We start from the raw sequence: 16,920 nt of genomic DNA, 5'->3' as shown, positions 1-16,920 counted from the left end.
GGCGAGCATTCCGGTGCAATTGACACCCGTTCGGGGGATGTTGTGCTACCCAAAAACCGGAAAGCTCTGCATCAAAGTTGGCGAGCGCATCCGGCGATTCGTCTGTATCCACCAGAGGAGGCCAGTCGAATGGCGCACGAAATTCTGTTCTGCGAGGTTGAGGTTGCTCACAGCGCTCCTGCTTTCCACGTCGAGGGCATCACCGACTAAGACTCTCGGTCGCGTCGCCAATCACTATCGTGTGGTGAACTAGGCGACCGTCAGGTCACCACCAGCCCTGGGGCTTGCCATCCGCCGAATATCGCCTCGAGGTGGCTCGCTACCGCCAGCGCCGTGCCGTCGTGCCATGGCCGGGCCGCGATTTGAACGCCGATGGGCAAGCCACCTGGCGATGTTCCGCACCGGACCACCGCAGCGGGCCATCCGGTGAGGTTATGCACCATCAAATGCGAAAAATCGCTGATCTCGACCAGGCCGTGGTGGTGCGGCTTGGCCGGGGTGGGCATGGCCGGGCCGACGATTACGTCGTAGTCGGCCATAAATGCCAGCATCTGGATGCGGTAGTGGTCGATATCGACCAGGCGGCGTCGGGCTTCGGTGAGCGAGAAGTCCACTTGGCGGGCCTGCGCCGTGAACTCGGCCAGCTCTTCGGACGGCGCCGTGGTGCCGATGGCCCCCAGGTCCTCTTCAAATCCCCGGCCCCGGTCACCACCTAGGAAGATCGACGTCCACAACAGGTCTGTGGTGCGATTCAGGCAGGGCGGCACGGCGTGATCGATGACGGCGACCACCTCCCGTAACGCTTCGACCGCCGCCGTGACGACCGCCGTAACCTCTTCGGAGGGTGGCGAAATGCCGTCATCGAGATAGGCGGCCACTCGCAGAGTGCCCAGTTCCACATCGTCCGGGCTGCCCAGCGGAGCCGGCGCCGTATACGGGTCCGCGAGATCTGGGCCATTCATGATCGACAGGCCCAGAAACAGATCTCTAACCGATCGGGCCAGCGGCCCGTAGCACACGAACGGGCTGAAAACTCCTAGAGCATCGCCGAATACGCTCCCGGTGCGTGGGATCCGGCCGTGCGTGGGCTTCAGGCCGGCTATGCCGGTGTTGTGGCATGGCTGCCGGATGCTGCCACCGCCGTCGGACCCCACGCTCAACGCGGCCCCGCCGGCGGCGACGAGCGCGGCCGAACCTCCGCTGCTGCCGCCGGGAGTCCTGGTGAGGTCGTAGGGATTGTTGGTCCGCCCATACAGGTTGTTGTTCGACTCCCCGCCGCGGCTCATCTCCGGGACGTTGGTCATCCCCAACACGATCGCCCCTTGGGCCCGCAGCCGCGACACCACGGTAGCGTCGGTGTCCGCCACGGCGCGCAAGCCTGGACTGCCACCGGAGCACGCCAGCCCGGCCACTTGCATGACGTCCTTGATCACCACCGGCAGACCGTGCGCCGCGCCCAGCGGGGCGCCTCGCGCGACGCACTCGTCGGCGTGGTCGGCTTGCCGCAAGCAGCGCTCCGGATCTTCGGCCTCAACCAGCGCGTTGAGCGCGGGATTGACGGACCGAATCCGAACCAGATGCTGCTGGATGACTTCTCGGCACGATACCGAGCCGGCGCTCATCAGGGCGACCAACTCGTGGGCGCCCAGGTGGCACAACTCGGTCATGAATTCTTGCTCATCGATTGATCGCCCTTCTGCTCCAATTGGTATATGCGGGCTGCATTGTCGTGCCCAATGAGGTCGACGACGCGGATCGCGTCGGCTTCGGCCCAGTCGCCGCTTTGTACGAAGCCGTGTAGAACGCGGTGAATGCCTCTGCGCCACAAAGCCGCTCCCAGGTAGTGGAGCTCTGCGGGGCCGAAACCGTCCGAGGAATACACGATTTTTCGCAAGGGCGCCAATTCCAATAGCCGGCCGATGAATTCCGGCGCTCGCGCCCCAAGGTAGTTGACGGTCAGGCCGCCATCGACGAAGACGTTGTTGAAAGCCTGTGCAAGATATCCGGCTTCGCGTTCGTAAGGATAGCAATGCAGCAGCACAATCGGGGTTTCGCCGGACTGGCGCAGGAAATCAAGCAGATACAGCGGATTGGTCTTGTGTAGGTCGCAGTCCCGGTCGCCGAAGCCGATGTGCAGCTGTAGCGGCTTTCCCAGTCGCAGCGCCTGATGGAGCCCGAATCACAACAGAACGCGGTCACTCAACCGGGTTCCACCGCAGTCCCGCCACCGCTTTGCGGCTTGGGCAACCTGGGCCGGTGAGGGCTCGGTCAAGTCGCCGTCGAATCCGCCCCGGTACGCCAGGATTGACTTGGTGCCGATGGCCGTTGCCATACGTTGGTGTAGGAGTTCCTGGAATGCCAAGGCATAGTCGCCCGGCGCCTGCGCGGCCTGTTCGGCCACCTGCTCGAGTCGGACCACCTCGTGAGCACGGCCCCCTGACAGCGCACTCAACTCCGCCGGACCAGCTACATCGCTGTCGATGCCGGTATCTACCAGCCAGTCGGTTACCCCGGCGGCCGCCAAGAACCGCTCAGCCAGTTCGGTTTCCCCGAGCTGGCTGCGATGTTCCCAATATGTTTTCGGGTCAACGTGTTCAGGCAGGCCCAGGATGGGGCCACAGTGCTTGCGCAGCGCAAACCCCAGCTGCGAGTCGAACGCCGAGTCAAAGTCGGCAAGCGGTTGTGTGTTCGCCTCGTTGAGGGCGTTTTCGAACCGCGATCTCTCCCCCGCGGTCAACCAGCAGCCGTGCACATGTTGATCAATCAACGCCACATCGCGGATATGTCGGGCCAGCTCCGAAGTAGCGGACTCCGTCACTTGTCACAGGCTCCAGGCCATGCGGAACTTGTTGGCCAGCTGTTCGGGGTTCAGGTCGGTGTAGCGTTCCTGCATCAGTTTGCGGACCGCAACGACGGCGTCGATTGAGGCATCCCCGAGCACGCGCCGCATCGTCTGCGAATTGTCCAGCGCGGTAATAACCTCGCGCGGATCGTCGGGCAGCCGCAAGATGCCGGCGCGGTCGCGATCGGCATTGGAGAGTTTTGCCGGGTCAATCACCGTCTCCTGCGGAAGGCTGACTTTCCGCTGGATGCCGTCGAGTGCCAGCCCAAGAATCGCGGCCGATGCAAGGTACGGGTTGGCAGAGGGGTCAACGATTTTCACTTCACCGTTGCCGCCATAGGCGGCGCCGGGGACGTGCTTGACGAATCGAACTGCCGCCTCCCGGTTTTCGGTACCCCAGCAGGCATAGGCGCCAGCCCAGTTACCGGGGCGCATGCGTAAGCCGGAGACGATCGATCCGCACAGAATCCCCTGGGCCTCCGGCAGACCGCGCAGTACACCGGCGACCGCGCTTTCGCCCGCCGTTGTCATCCCGGCCGCGCCGGCGCCCTCTGAGAACATCGGGCCCTCGGCGGTGCTTAACGAAAAGTGCTGGTGCGCGCCGCAACCAACATTGTCGGCAAAGGGTGTTGGGGACAGGCTGACGCGTAGTCCGTGCCGACGGGCGGCGCGGCCGATGATGATCCGCGCCAACACCAGCTGGTCGGCGGCGGTGACCGGGGAATGCGGTGTTAGGGAGATTTCGAATTGGTTGGCGTAATACTCCGGGTGAAACTGCTCGATCCCGACACCGGCGGCGGTTGCCGAAGCGTTGACGTCCCGCACGAAATGCTCATACTCGAGCACCCCGGCAAGACCGTACTGCGCCCACATTGTCGACGGCCGCTGAGTACCGTCCGGGTTGACCACGAGGAATTCGATTTCGTGGCCCACCATCGCCTCGATGCCCGCTTCCTCGAGCGCGGCCTCGATCCGTGCGAGCGTGCCGCGGGTGCACGCGGCAACGGGGGCGCCATCTTGCTCGAAGAAAGCGGCAGGCGCCCACGCTAATCCGTCTCCTATTGCCCGTAGGGCGGACAGGTCGATACGCAGGCGTTGGTCGCCGATGACGCCCACTTCATCACTGAACGCGATACCGCTTTGGTCCACGGCGAAGCCGTGCCACGTCGGACTGGCACCGAGGCCGGGATAGGCGAATGTGTTGGTCCGGCGCACCGGCACGGTCTTGGCCAGCGCGAGGCCGGCGGGGTTAATCACGGTGCCGATGACCGTGTCGACGCCCTCGGCCTCCAGCTGAGCGATCGCCGCGGCGGCAAGCGGTGTTGCTGTCATGGAAGTCATTGTGCAGCGCCTTGCCGCCCGGACCGCGTGGACGCGCGGCTAGGCGCGGCTGGGCAGGGTGAGCATGCACGCTTGGCCGATGTCCAAGATGCGTAGGACCCGCCCCATGCCCACCCACAGCGCACACGACAAGGCCAGGTCGGCAAGCAGGTCTTCGGAGAAGTGTTCGGTGGCGCGGCGCCAGAAGTCTTCGTCATCGCGCAATACCGTGTGCTCGGTGGCAAACCGGTAAGCGAATTCGGCTGCCAGCCGCTCCTGTTCGCTGTAGCCGGGCCAGGTACGCGATTCGGCGACATGATCATAGAGTTCCTCGTCGACTCCGGCCGCCGGGCCGTCGGCATCGCGGGTATTGGCGCATACGACGCATTCGTTGTTGTCGGCAATCACAGCACGCGCGAGTTCCCGAGTTCGCAGTGGCAATCGGTTGCTGGTGTACACGGCGCGGCTGAAGGCAGCAAGCGCACCACCGAGCTCGGGTGATTTCTGAATCCAGCCGGCGACGTCATCGTCGGCGAATGTTCCGATGCGGCTCATGGCGCGATGCTACGCCCGCGCTGGCCGGTTTGGTCAGTGCGTTCCGGGCTCAGGGTCCCGTCTTTCGAGATGGCCGTCGATGGCGCAGCGGTTGCCTAAACGCGCTGATCCAGAACTCGACAAGCCCCACGTACGCCGGTGGCCTCCCCGTTCAGACGTATTACCCACCGGGATGCCATCGGCGGTGCGCGCAGTATCCCGGCGCGGCAGCGCCCGACTGCGGCTGCGACGAAATCGCCTCGGCCAAAGGGCTTTCGCATTCACGTCGGGCGGTGGCCGGGCGCACCGGTACGGGGCGATGAACAGGCGCATCGCCGCGACCCGGTTCCGGCAGACGAGGCGGTCAAGCTGGCCGAGAGGTCAGCCAGCCGCACGGGCATGTCATCGGATGGATGTTCGACTAGCCCCGCGCTGCGCCTGGGGACGGACCCACGGCCGAGATCAACTCGGCGGGCGCGAGACGCACTGTGCGGAGTACAGCTCCTCGCCGAGCTTGTTCATCAGCTCCAGCTGGGTCTCCAGGTAGTCGATGTGCTTTTCCTCGTCGGCCACGATGCTCTCGAAAAGCACCGCGCTGGTGCTGTCCTGCTTTTCGCGGCACATGATGATTCCGGGCTTGAGCCGGTTCACCACTTCGTATTCAATCGCGAGATCGGCCTCGAACTGCTCGCGCAGCGTTTGGCCGACTCGCAAGGAGCCGATGCGCTGGTAGTTGGGCAATCCGTCCAGCAACAAGATTCGATCGGTGATCGCCTCGGCGTGGCGCATCTCGTCGAAGGACTCGTCGCGGGTGTGGGCCGCCAACTCGGTAAACCCCCAGTTCTCCTGCATCTTCGAGTGCAAGAAGTACTGGTTGATAGCGGTGAGCTCGCTGGTCAATTGCTCATTGAGCAGGCGCAAAACATCGGGATCACCTTGCATGATCACTCCTAGGGGGTAGCAGGCTGTCATGTCTTACCGCAGCAGGTGAGCTGGGCTGGAGCGTCACCATGCTGTGTTCTGGCTGTGCCTTTCGGGTGCCAAACTCAAATCTAGTTCAGCAGGCGAGGCTAGCAGCGGATTTTTTGGACGCGATCGGCGCGTCGTCTGCCTTGAGCTTCAGGATTCTTAGGTTAGACTCAACTAACCTAGTCTAGGTTAGACTCCACTAATATGCGGTGCGTTCGTCCGGCAGTTTGTGAAGACACGTCATTCGGTGGCGTGAGCGAGCATCTGATGGGGGTTTGCTGATGTACGTGTGCCTTTGCGTCGGCGCCACCAATCAGACCGTCTGTGATGCCGTCGCCCGCGGTGCGGCAACCTCCAAGGAGATCGCCGCCGCATGCGGTGCCGGCAGCGACTGCGGGCGTTGCCGCCGCACGCTGCGGGCCATTATCGCGGCCGCAGCCCAACCCGCGGCAGTCTGAGCGTGCCCCGATAGTGGGTTTTTCGTCGGTTTACGGTCGCCGGCGATCGGTGAAATCGGCAAGGGCAGCGGCGTTGGCTTGAGCGCCCATCAGCTCCGCGAAGTGCGCGTTCTCTCGTGCGCTGGCCGCCGCGATCTGGGCACGGTTGGGTTCGACCATCGTGTGCTTGACCGCCATCAAGCTGGAAATCGGCTTGGCAGCAAGTATTTCGGCATGACGACGCGCCTCTGGTAGCAGTTCCTCAGGACTGCAGATTCGCCAGACCAGGCCCATCCGCAGTGCCTCTTCGGCGTCAATCCATTCCGAGGACATCAGCAACCAAGCCGCGTTCTGGCGGCCCACCAGTTGCGGCAGAAGATAGGACGAGGCCGCTTCGGGAGCCACGCCGAGGCTGGTGAAGGGGCACTTCAGGCGCGCTGTCGAGGACATGAAAGCCAGATCATCGGCATAGCCCAGAATGGTGGCGCCGATCCCGACGCCAAGCCCGTTGACGGCGCAAATCAGGGGCTTTGGGAACCCGGCGAGTGCTTCGATGAGACCGAGGAAGCCAAATTTCCCCTCGGAGAAATTTGGATCGTTGATGCGAGCCTGCATTTCGGCAAGATCGGTGCCAGCGCTGAAGCCGCGACCCGAGCCGGTCAGCAAGACCACGGCAACCTGCGGATCGTCGGCCGCGTCCAAGAGGGCCTGGGCGGTCGCGTCGTAGAGGGCTTCGTTAAATGCGTTGAGCGCCTCGGGACGGTTCAGCGTGAGCGTGCGTACGCGGTTGTCATCATCGATCTGCAGCGTCACTGCTGCAGCCTAGCCGTTGCCGTAAATGCGGGTCGGCTCGATGAGCACCACGGTTCGTCGTTCCTCGGCCATCACCCGGTCGTATTCGTCCCAGTTGTCGTGGGTGCCACCGGCCGAAATGAAGACATCGCGAAGCAGCAGTCGCAGCTGTTCGCGGTCGGCCAGCCATGGCTGGGAGTCGTCCGGACCGGCCAGCTCCGCGCCGCCCTCCACCGTCGCCCACCGCCATCCGTTGCGAAATGTGACGGCCAATTGAGGTCGAGCCCGCAGGTTGGCGAGTTTGACCTTGCCGTAGGTGGCAAAGCCCAGGGCCGGTCTGCCGTGGTCGGGGTGCATCAGCAGGCCGACATTGACCAACGAAGCCTGAACGGTGCCGTCAGCGCGAACGGTGGAGACAACGGCGAGGCCGCGATCCGCGGTCGCCAGGCCGACTGCGTCGTTGAGTGTTGTCATTGACGCTCCTCGCATGTAAACGGTGTCTTGAACACATAGCGGCTGGTGGGAACGGTGTCGATATTCTCGTTGGCGCCGAATGCGGCCGTGCTGGCCACCATCCTGCCGAGCCGGTGCTGCAGGTCGCCGTCATCGCTGGCGCCGAAGAATGCCTTCAGATCGGTGATTGCCGCCATCGGGAACAGTTCCTCGATGATGGCCGCGACCTCTGGTGCCCCTGGGGTGAGGGTCCGTACCACCCAGTTCTGCGTGTAGCCAAAGGTCGACTGGGTCTCAATCGCCACCGGCGTGTGGTCATGCTGCCAGCGGGCCAGCCAGGTTGGTTCATCTAACGCGGCGGGCCGACGCAGCAACGCGATGTTGGCTAATCCAGGTGTGCGACTGCCGGGTTGGACTCTCGGCGCGACCAGTGGCACCGACTCGGTCACCAGGTAGGCACCCAGCGATTGGCATTCGGCACCGAGCAATCGCAGCGCTTCGGCTACCTGGTCGCCGTAGCACTGCTGGGTCCACACGCTCACTACCGCGGCGACCGGTGGGTCCAGTGTGGTCAGAGTCATCAGCGACTCGCATACCGCGCCGTCGCGGACATTGACCGACAGTCCGGGCAGGCCCAGCGCCAACAACGACTCGGCAACGGGACCGCGTTGGCGAGCGCACCACCGCTCGCTGGGGTCCGTGTGCATGAGGACGGCGATTATCTTCTCCATAGGTCCTCCATAGGCCGAACCTACCCCCGCAGGCTCAGTTGACCAGGCGCACCTGCTGTTCGTTGCTGATCGATTCGCCCATGATTGCCGCAAGCTGCCGATAGGCCTCGTCGCGACCGCTGGACGCGCGGTAGACCAGACCGATGCGTCGCCCCGGAGTGGGCGCGGCAAAGTGCGCGAGGCCGACGCGGCTACGCGCAGCCTCGACGGACACCGCGCTCTGTGGGATCAGTGTTACGCCCAGGCCGCCGTTTACGCATTGGACGGCGGTCGCCAGCGAAGCTGCCCGGGTATCGGCAAGCTCAGCCCGGACGCCGGCGTTCTGGCAGACATCCAGAGCCTGGTCGCGCAGGCAGTGCCCCTCATCGAGCAACAGCAGCGGCAGCTCGGACAGTGCCGCGACAGGGACTCCGTGCCGGTCCGCCATCGGATGCCCAGGCGGTAGCGCCAGCACGAAATCCTCTTCATAGATCGGTATTTCCGTGAGACCGCCATAGTCGGCGGGCAGCGCGATCAGGGCCGTATCGAGTGAACCTTCGCGCAGGGCGGTCAGCAGACGCTCGGTCTGGTCTTCAATCACTCGTACCGTCAGGGTGGGCAGACGCCGGGTCAGCCCGGCTAGCACCGTGGGCAGCACATACGGAGCAACGGTGGGGATGATGCCGAACCGGATGCTGCCGTTGAGCGGATCCGCCTCTCCCGCAGCGGCTGTGGTGAAGGCTTCCACGGCTTCCACCGCGGCCTGGGCGTGAGGTAGCAGCGATCTGCCCTCGGTCGTCAAGAAAACCCGCCTGGTCGATCGTTCGACGAGGTGAAGGTCGAGTCCGGCCTCCAGTGCCGCCAACGCCTGCGACAACGTCGACTGACTGACGCCGAGAGCATTTGCCGCGCTGCCGAAATGCTGCTTTTCCGCTACCGCGACGAACGCGCGCAACCCGGCCAAGGTGGGCTGATAGCTCTTATCGGTCATGCCGATCAATATAGTGGCAAGCATCACCTTTACCTAACAGTCTTCTGCAGGCAACATGGTGTGGGCTCCAAAAGCCATGTGCGGAATACCGAAAAGCGAAAAATCGAAAATGAGGAGAGTTATGTCCCTGCTGACCATCGGCCAACAGTTTCCCGCCTACAGCCTGACTGCGTTGATCGGTGGCGATCTGTCCAAGGTCGACGCCAAGCAGCCCGGTGACTACTTCAAGACCGTGACCAGTGACGACCACGCGGGCAAGTGGCGGGTCGTGTTCTTCTGGCCCAAGGACTTCACCTTCGTGTGCCCGACCGAGATTGCCGCCTTCGGCAAGCTCAACGACGAGTTCGAGGACCGCGACGCGCAGGTCCTGGGTGTCTCGATCGACAGCGAGTTCGTGCACTTCCAGTGGCGTGCGCAGCACGACGACCTCAAGAACCTGCCCTTCCCGATGCTTGCCGACATCAAGCGCGAGCTGGTGGCGGCGACCGGTGTGCTCAACGCCGATGGTGTCGCGGACCGGGTGACCTTCATCGTCGACCCCAACAACGAGATTCAGTTCGTCTCGGCCACCGCTGGATCTGTCGGCCGCAACGTCGACGAGGTGCTCCGTGTGCTCGACGCCCTGCAGTCCGACGAGCTGTGTGCCTGCAACTGGCGCAAGGGTGACCCGACGCTGGACGCCGGCGAGCTGCTGAAGGCTTCGGCGTAGTCGGGGCTTGGTCAGAGACTGAGGACCGGACGGAGAAGACATGAGTATCGAAAACCTCAAGGCAGCGTTGCCTGAGTACGCCAAAGATCTCAAGCTGAACCTGGGCTCGATCAGCCGCACTACGGTGCTGGACGAAGAGCAGCTCTGGGGCACGCTTTTGGCGAGCGCCGCAGCGACTCGCAATGCGCAGGTGCTGGCCGAGATCGGTGCGGAGGCGGCTGACAATCTGTCTGCGCAGGCGTACCAGGCGGCGCTGGGAGCCGTGTCGATCATGGGCATGAACAACGTGTTCTATCGGGGGCGCGGCTTCCTCGAGGGCCAGTACGACGATCTGCGTGCCGGATTGCGGATGAACATCATCGCCAACCCGGGCGTGGACAAGGCGAATTTCGAGCTCTGGTCCTTTGCCGTGTCGTCGGTCAATGGGTGCTCCCATTGTGTCGTGGCCCACGAGCACACGCTGCGTGAGGCGGGTGTGGGCCGCGAGGCGGTGTTGGAGGCGCTGAAGGCGGCGGCTATCGTCTGCGGTGTGGCACAAGCGCTCACCGCTGCACAGACGCTGGCGGCCGTCGGCTGATCGTTGCGCCGTGAGTAAGCCCACCTGGGTGCAGCACGCGATCTGGTGGCAGGACTATCCCCTGGGCTTCGTCGGTGCTTTTCCCGCCAATCAGCCACCTGATCCGGGAGAGCACCGACTACGGCGCCTCGTTGGCTGGTTTGATCACGCCGTCGAGTTGGGCGCATCCGGGGTTGCCCTGGGCCCGATTTTCGACTCGCGTACCCATGGTTACGACACCACCGACCATTTCCGCATCGATCCTCGCCTCGGCGACGAGGGTGATTTCGACCACCTCGTCGCCGAGGCGCATCGGCGTGGACTGCGGGTGCTGCTCGACGGCGTTTTCAACCACGTCGGTGTGGATTTCCACAGCTATCGCCACGCCGCTGACGACCCGTCCTCCGCAGGCTGGTTTTGTGGCCGAGCAGGCAATTTCCGTACCTTCGAAGGACATTCGGGGCTCATCACACTCAACCATGCCAACCCGGAGGTGGCCGACTACGTCGTCGATGTCATGGCGCACTGGCTGCAACGCGGTGCCGATGGCTGGCGCCTGGATGCGGCCTACGCGGTGCCACAACAGTTCTGGGCGAAGGTCCTGCCCCGAGTGCGGGACCGATATCCGCAGGCCTGGTTTGTCGGCGAGATAATTCACGGCGACTATGCCGCCGCGGTTATGCCGCCGCGGTGCAGGGCGCCGGTTTCGACTCGGTGACTCAGTACGAACTTTGGAAGGCGATCTGGAGCGGTCTCAACGACGGCAACTTCTTCGAGCTGGACTGGGCGCTACAGCGGCACAACGAGTTTGTCGCCAGCTTTGCCCCGCTGACCTTCATCGGCAATCACGACGTCACCCGGATCGCCAGCCGCCTCGAACGTCCCGAGCACCTAGCCCATGCGCTGGTGATTCTGATGACTGTCGGTGGAATTCCGAGCATCTACGCCGGTGACGAATTCGGCTGGCGTGCCGTCAAGGAAGAGCGCTACGGCGGTGACGACGCGATACGCCCGGAATTCGGCTCTCCCCCATTCGAATTGACTCACGACCAGGCGTCGGTCTGGGCGTTGCACCAGTACCTGGTCGGGCTACGCCGCCGCTATCCATGGCTACACACGGCCTCCACCAGCGCACTACGATTGCGCAACCGTCAGTACGTCTACCAGACCCGCAGCGCCGACAACGCACTAGTGGTCATACTCAACGCAGACGATGAGCCGCTTCGGATGAGTCTGCCGGATCTTGGCATCCCTCGCGCCGAGGTGCTTGCCGGATCTGCCGCGCCGCCCCAGGAGGTCACCGACGAGGTGCTCGTCGAGGGGTACGGCTGGCGGATCCTGCAACCCGCCTAGCGATTCAGCTGCGCGAGCGTCAGCGGGTCGAGCCGGCGGGCGTAGCAGCGGGTGCCTCGACGAATCGCTTCAGGTCAAAGGGATGTCTTGTCGAGTCCATGCGACCACGTTGATACACTGGTTAGATGACGCGAATGAGCACGGATGAGCGCAGGCGCTGATGGCTGTCGATCGCAGGCTTCCGAGGGTGGGTGACCTGGCACCCCTGATGCAGTTCAAGAGGCCCCAGTTCAACCGCACCAAGCGCCGTCTGGAAACCGCCCTAACCATCGAGGACCTGCGCCGTGTCGCGAAACGGCGTACCCCCAGAGCGGCGTTCGACTACACCGACGGTGCAGCCGAGGACGAACTGTCGATCGAGCGTGTCCGGCAGGCCTTCCGCGATATCGAATTTCACCCGACGATCCTGCGCGATGTCACGAGTGTGCGTACCGGCTGGGACGTCTTTGGCAAGCCGGTCGCGTTGCCCTTCGGTATCGCGCCGACCGGGTTCACTCGATTGATGCACACCGAGGGCGAGATCGCCGGTGCGAGGGCGGCCGCCGAGGCCGGGATCCCGTTTTCCATGTCGACTCTGGCCACCTGCGCAATAGAGGATCTGCAGGCGGCTGTTCCCCAGGGCCGCAAATGGTTTCAGCTCTACATGTGGCGGGACCGGGACCGTTCGATGGCGTTGGTCAAACGCGCAGCGGACGCGGGATTCGACACCATGCTGGTCACCGTGGACGTTCCGGTCGCGGGTGCGCGGCTACGCGATGTCCGCAACGGCATGTCGATACCGCCGGCCTTGACGCTACGAACGGTGCTTGACGCACTGCCGCACCCACATTGGTGGTTCGACCTGCTGACCACCGAGCCGCTGGCCTTCGCATCACTGGATCGCTGGTCGGGCACCGTCGGCGAGTATCTGAACACCATGTTCGATCCCAGCGTCACCTTCGACGACCTGGAGTGGATGAAGGCCCAATGGCCAGGCAAGCTGGTCGTCAAGGGGATCCAGACCCTCGACGATGCCCGCGCGGTGGTGGAACGCGGGGCCGACGGCATCGTGTTGTCCAATCATGGCGGTCGCCAACTCGATCGTGCGCCGGTGCCGTTCCACCTGTTGCCCCTGGTTGCCCGCGAGCTGGGCAAGGACACCGAGATCGTGGTGGACACCGGCATCATGTCCGGTGCCGATATCGTCGCCGCGATCGCGCTCGGTGCGCGGTGCACGCTGATTGGGCGGGCGTACCTGTATGGGCTGATGGCTGGTGGCGAAGCGGGGGTCAAACGCGCGATCGAGATCCTGTCCGCCGGCGTCTCCCGGACCATGCGGCTGCTGGGGGTGACCTGCCTGGAAGAACTCTCGGCCAAGCATGTGACGCAGTTGCAGCGACTGGGTCCCATACCTCTGCCGACGTGAGGCTGCGCGCTCGAGTTCGGCGGAATCAGCCATCGGCCTGCGCCGGGGAACAAAACGCCCGACAGCTGGGTTAAGCGCAATAGACCTAGCTATTGGAGGATTGATACCCCAAGCCATATCAGTGCCGGTGCTGTTCGTCAGTGACACCATCGTGCTACCCGGAATGGTCGTGCCGATCACGCTCGACGATGCCGCACAAGCGGCGATCGACGCCGCGCGGGCCAGCGAGTCTGGGCAGTTGCTGATCGCTCCTCGGCTCGATGACCGATACCCCACCTACGGCGTCTTGGCAAAGATTCTGCAGGTTGGGCGAATCGCTGGCGGTGGCGCCGCCGCTGTCGTGCGAGGTGAGGCGACCGAGGAAGCCAAGACGCTTGCCGCCGAGTACAAGAAGCTGTTAGTGGCCATGCTGCAACGACGCGAGGCCTGGCAGATCATCGACCACGTCAATAGCCTCACCGATCCGTCTGCGCTCGCGGACACCGCCGGGTACGCGTCGTATCTGGCGGATATGCAGAAGCGCCAGTTGCTCGAGACGGCCGACGTTTCCCAGCGTCTGCGGTTGCTGATCGATTGGACCGGCGACCATCTCGCCGAAGTCGAGGTCAACGACAAGATCGCCGACGATGTGCGGGCGGGCATGGAAAAGACGCAGAAGGAGTTCCTGCTGCGCCAACAGCTGGCTGCGATTCGTAAGGAACTGGGTGAGGGTGATCCCGACGGCGCCGGAGATCCAGAGGACTACCGGGCCCGTATCGAGGCCGCTGAACTGCCCGACAAGGTGCGCGAAGCGGCGCTGCGTGAGGTTAGCAAGCTGGAACGGGCCAGCGACCAAAGCCCGGACAGCGGCTGGATTCGCACCTGGCTGGACACCGTGCTCGAGCTGCCGTGGAATATCACGACCGAGGACTCGGTCGACTTGAGCGCGGCCCGCGAGACCCTCGATGCCGATCACCACGGCCTCGACGATGTCAAAGACCGCATCATCGAGTATCTGGCGGTGCGTGCCCGACGCGCGCAGCGTGGACTGCAGGTCGTCGGCGGGCGTGGTTCGGGCGCGGTGATGGTGCTCGCCGGTCCTCCCGGGGTCGGCAAGACGTCCTTGGGCGAAAGCGTGGCCCGAGCCCTGGGGCGCCGCTTCGTGCGCGTCGCCCTGGGTGGTGTCCGCGACGAGGCCGAGATCCGCGGCCACCGGCGTACCTATGTGGGCGCGCTGCCAGGCCGGATCGTCCGTGCGATCAGCGAGGCGGGATCGATGAATCCCGTTGTGCTGCTGGATGAAATCGACAAGGTCGGTTCCGACTATCGGGGCGACCCAAGCGCTGCCCTGCTGGAGGTGCTTGGCCCTGCCCAGAACCACACCTTCCGCGATCACTACCTGGATCTGGACTTGGACCTGTCCGATGTGGTGTTTCTGGCTACGGCCAACGTGATCGAGAACATTCCCTCGGCCCTGCTGGACCGGATGGAGCTGGTCGAGATCGACGGCTACACCGAGGACGACAAGGTTGCCATCGCCCGCGACTACCTGCTGCCCCGGCAGCGAGACCGGGCAGCGCTGAGCGACGACGAGGTCATGATCACCGAGGCCGCGTTGCGCAAGATCGCTGCCGACTACACCCGTGAACCGGGTGTGCGGCAGTTCGAAAGGCTGCTGGCCAAAGTGCTGCGCAAGGTGACCACAAAGTTGGCCGCAGATCCCGGACCCGCGACGATCGACGAGCCCGATCTGGTTGGCTACCTGGGCCGCCCGCGGTTTACCCCCGAGGCCGCTGAACGCACCGCGGTGCCGGGTGTGGCCACCGGACTGGCCGTTACGGGCCTGGGCGGTGACGTGCTCTACATCGAGGCCGGTGCCGCTGGACCGCCACGGCCGGGCGAAGGTTCGCTGCAACTGACCGGGCAGTTGGGTGATGTGATGAAGGAGTCGGCGCAGATCGCTCTGTCCTACGTGCGCTCTCACGCTGGGCAGTTCGGTGTGGATCCCACGACGCTGGATCGCAGCATCCACGTGCATGTGCCCGCAGGCGCGGTACCCAAAGACGGCCCGTCCGCCGGTGTCACCATGGTGACCGCGCTGGTCTCGATGGCCACCGGGCGTCAGGTCCGCGCCGATGTCGGCATGACCGGGGAAGTCACGCTCAACGGCCGAGTGCTGCCGATCGGCGGCGTCAAACAGAAGTTGCTCGCAGCGCAACGTGCCGGGCTGTCAACGGTTTTCATTCCGGCTCGCAATGAACCCGACCTCGACGACGTTCCTGCCGAGGTGCTGGGCGCACTAGTGGTCAAACCGATGACCGATGTCGCCGAGATCGTTGCGCAAGCGCTGGAACCGGCGGCTGAGGCCGCTGGGGTCGCCGCCTGACACCGTCGCCAATGCCACGCTGGGGTGACCGTCGACACTGAGCGTCACCCCAGCGCGGCGCTCGGTGCTAGCGGTGCCGTGCGGTCTGCTGCACAATCAGGGACATGGCCGAGCTTCGGGATCTCAAACGCCGAGTAGTCCATCGCATGCAAAAACTTGTGGTCAATCCGATCGGCAGACAATTGCCGGTGACCATGCTGGAAACCATCGGTCGCAAGAGCGGACAACCCCGCCACACCGCGGTGGGCGGCAAGTTGGTGGACAACCAGTTCTGGATGGTCTCCGAACACGGCGAGCATTCGGATTACGTTCGCAATATCAAGGCTAACCCAGCGGTTCGGGTGCGCCTTGACGGCGAGTGGCGAAGCGGAACCGCTCACCTATTGCCCGACGACGACCCGCTACAGCGGCTGGGCAACCTGCCCCGGCTCAACAGCGCGGTCGTTCGGGCGATCGGTAGCGAGTTGCTGAGCATCCGGGTGGATTTGGACTGACCATGGCCTATGACACCGGCCTGGCCGACCGGATCCGTGAGTTGCTGGCTCGACAGCCCGGCGTGGATGAAATGCGCATGTTCGGCGGGCTTGCATTTCTCATCGGCGGGCACATGGCCGTTGCCGTCAGCGGGCAGGGCGGACTATTGGTCAGAGTGCCGCCGGAAGACGCCGACAAGCTGCTCGAGCGTGATCACGTCAGCCCCATGGTCATGGCCGGACGCGAAACCCGCCGCTGGCTGCAAGTGGCCAGCCAAGGCGTCAAAACCAAACGTCAGCTTCAGAGTTGGGTGGACCGCGCCGTGGCCTACGTGCGCACGATGCCGCCCAAGTAACGAGCGCGGAACCCACGCCCTGGCCTCCGTTGCCGCGAAGCGCCGCCGGCGGTGAGCCCCTAGTGTTGCCGTGAGGAATCATACGACCGAGGGCAGCCGAGTAGTGCAGTGGTTAGGAGAGTTATGAGTGCAGGCTGGATTATCCCGTTCATCATCCTGGGCGGAGCTCTACAGACATGTGGAGCTGCGATGAATGGGCAACTGTACAAACACATGATCAACCCATGGCTGGCATCAGCGATTTCGTTTGCGCTGATCACGATATTTTTCGTGGGCGCATTCCTCATCATGCCCAACCCGCTACCCACCACCAAGGACATCGCCTCGATGCCGTGGTGGGCCGTGGTCGGCGGCCTCGTCGGAGCGGTGCAGGTCTATGCGGGCCTGACATTGGTCAACAAGGTGGGCGCGGGCACGTTCATTGGGGTCACGGTCACAGCAGCACTCATCATGTCGTTACTGATCGATCATTTCGGCTGGCTCCGGGTGGACGCTCATCCGCTCACCCTGTGGCGGGCCCTCGACGGTGCGTTCCTGGTTTGCGGGGTGGTATTGGTTGCCAAGTTCTAGCGGGCGACCGTCCTGGTGGCCGTGGGCGCGCCAAGGGCCCACCGTTGCGATCGCCGGATTGATGGATCACCCGGGCGGTGTCTGG

The 16,920-nt window shown here is 64.1% G+C and carries 16 protein-coding genes and 2 pseudogenes; 9 read left to right on the top strand and 9 right to left on the bottom strand.

The features are described from left to right. Positions 1–260 precede the first annotated feature (260 nt). The 5 genes and pseudogenes from CKW46_RS14485 to bfr form a co-directional block, all read right to left on the bottom strand. The gene (locus CKW46_RS14485; RefSeq protein ID WP_015355532.1) at positions 261–1,667 is read right to left on the bottom strand and encodes an amidase; all 1,407 of its coding nucleotides are present in this window, start codon (positions 1,665–1,667) and stop codon (positions 261–263) included. Continuing rightward, positions 1,664–2,818, bottom strand: a pseudogene (locus CKW46_RS14480) (amidohydrolase family protein). The gene CKW46_RS14485 and the pseudogene CKW46_RS14480 overlap by 4 nt, the downstream one beginning before the upstream one ends. 3 nt (positions 2,819–2,821) lie before the next feature. Next, a complete protein-coding gene (locus CKW46_RS14475) occupies positions 2,822–4,174 on the bottom strand; it encodes a type I glutamate--ammonia ligase (protein ID WP_117437234.1) in 1,353 nt (450 codons plus the stop codon). A gap of 48 nt (positions 4,175–4,222) precedes the next feature. Continuing rightward, on the bottom strand, positions 4,223–4,717 hold the full coding sequence (locus tag CKW46_RS14470; RefSeq protein ID WP_117437235.1) for a carboxymuconolactone decarboxylase family protein: 495 nt from the start codon (positions 4,715–4,717) through the stop codon (positions 4,223–4,225). A 441-nt stretch (positions 4,718–5,158) separates the two neighbouring features. Next, a complete protein-coding gene (gene bfr, locus CKW46_RS14465; protein WP_012394468.1) occupies positions 5,159–5,638 on the bottom strand; it encodes a bacterioferritin in 480 nt (159 codons plus the stop codon). A 308-nt stretch (positions 5,639–5,946) separates the two neighbouring features. Here bfr and CKW46_RS14460 point away from each other — a divergent pair, with 308 nt between their 5' ends. Further along, the gene (locus tag CKW46_RS14460) at positions 5,947–6,123 is read left to right on the top strand and encodes a (2Fe-2S)-binding protein (protein WP_012394467.1); all 177 of its coding nucleotides are present in this window, start codon (positions 5,947–5,949) and stop codon (positions 6,121–6,123) included. A 30-nt stretch (positions 6,124–6,153) separates the two neighbouring features. On the opposite strand, the gene CKW46_RS14455 is transcribed toward CKW46_RS14460, so the two are convergent. The 4 genes from CKW46_RS14455 to CKW46_RS14440 are packed head-to-tail and all read right to left on the bottom strand — an operon-like array spanning position 6,154 to position 9,048. Beyond that, positions 6,154–6,915, bottom strand: a complete 762-nt coding sequence (locus CKW46_RS14455) for an enoyl-CoA hydratase/isomerase family protein (protein ID WP_117437236.1) — start codon at positions 6,913–6,915, stop codon at positions 6,154–6,156. Between the two features lie 9 nt (positions 6,916–6,924). Beyond that, entirely contained in the window at positions 6,925–7,368 is a 444-nt protein-coding gene (locus CKW46_RS14450; protein ID WP_011740861.1) for a TIGR03618 family F420-dependent PPOX class oxidoreductase, read from the bottom strand. After that, the gene (locus CKW46_RS14445; protein WP_015355527.1) at positions 7,365–8,078 is read right to left on the bottom strand and encodes a hypothetical protein; all 714 of its coding nucleotides are present in this window, start codon (positions 8,076–8,078) and stop codon (positions 7,365–7,367) included. The genes CKW46_RS14450 and CKW46_RS14445 overlap by 4 nt, the downstream gene beginning before the upstream one ends. A 34-nt stretch (positions 8,079–8,112) precedes the next feature. Further along, entirely contained in the window at positions 8,113–9,048 is a 936-nt protein-coding gene (locus tag CKW46_RS14440; RefSeq protein ID WP_020725291.1) for a hydrogen peroxide-inducible genes activator, read from the bottom strand. A 121-nt stretch (positions 9,049–9,169) separates the two neighbouring features. On the opposite strand from CKW46_RS14440, the gene CKW46_RS14435 reads away from it, so the two are divergent. The 8 genes and pseudogenes from CKW46_RS14435 to CKW46_RS14400 all read left to right on the top strand — a co-directional run bounded on the left by CKW46_RS14435 (position 9,170) and on the right by CKW46_RS14400 (position 16,835). Then, positions 9,170–9,757 carry a peroxiredoxin gene (locus CKW46_RS14435; protein WP_012394463.1) on the top strand — a complete coding sequence of 196 codons (588 nt, stop codon included), beginning with the start codon at positions 9,170–9,172 and terminating at the stop codon, positions 9,755–9,757. A gap of 40 nt (positions 9,758–9,797) precedes the next feature. Continuing rightward, on the top strand, positions 9,798–10,334 hold the full coding sequence (locus CKW46_RS14430) for an alkyl hydroperoxide reductase (RefSeq protein WP_012394462.1): 537 nt from the start codon (positions 9,798–9,800) through the stop codon (positions 10,332–10,334). A 10-nt stretch (positions 10,335–10,344) separates the two neighbouring features. Next, positions 10,345–11,666 (top strand): annotated as a pseudogene (locus CKW46_RS14425) (alpha-amylase family glycosyl hydrolase). A 160-nt stretch (positions 11,667–11,826) separates the two neighbouring features. Next, positions 11,827–13,071 (top strand): alpha-hydroxy acid oxidase, encoded by a 1,245-nt coding sequence (locus tag CKW46_RS14420; RefSeq protein ID WP_015355526.1) that lies wholly within the window; start codon positions 11,827–11,829, stop codon positions 13,069–13,071. 103 nt (positions 13,072–13,174) lie between these two features. Next, on the top strand, positions 13,175–15,436 hold the full coding sequence (gene lon / locus CKW46_RS14415) for an endopeptidase La (RefSeq protein ID WP_117437254.1): 2,262 nt from the start codon (positions 13,175–13,177) through the stop codon (positions 15,434–15,436). Between the two features lie 104 nt (positions 15,437–15,540). Next, positions 15,541–15,930: a nitroreductase family deazaflavin-dependent oxidoreductase gene (locus CKW46_RS14410; protein ID WP_011740869.1), complete on the top strand. Its 390-nt coding sequence runs from the start codon at positions 15,541–15,543 to the stop codon at positions 15,928–15,930. 2 nt (positions 15,931–15,932) lie between these two features. Then, a complete protein-coding gene (locus CKW46_RS14405) occupies positions 15,933–16,265 on the top strand; it encodes a TfoX/Sxy family protein (RefSeq protein WP_015355523.1) in 333 nt (110 codons plus the stop codon). Positions 16,266–16,388: 123 nt separating this feature from the next. Continuing rightward, positions 16,389–16,835, top strand: a complete 447-nt coding sequence (locus CKW46_RS14400) for a DMT family transporter (protein WP_117437240.1) — start codon at positions 16,389–16,391, stop codon at positions 16,833–16,835. The last annotated feature ends 85 nt before the right edge of the window (positions 16,836–16,920 follow it).

This window comes from Mycobacterium liflandii (assembly GCF_022354805.1).
GTDB lineage: Bacteria > Actinomycetota > Actinomycetes > Mycobacteriales > Mycobacteriaceae > Mycobacterium > Mycobacterium marinum.
Note: the sequence above shows the minus strand (reverse complement) of the source record. Positions and strands in the feature narration are given on the sequence as shown.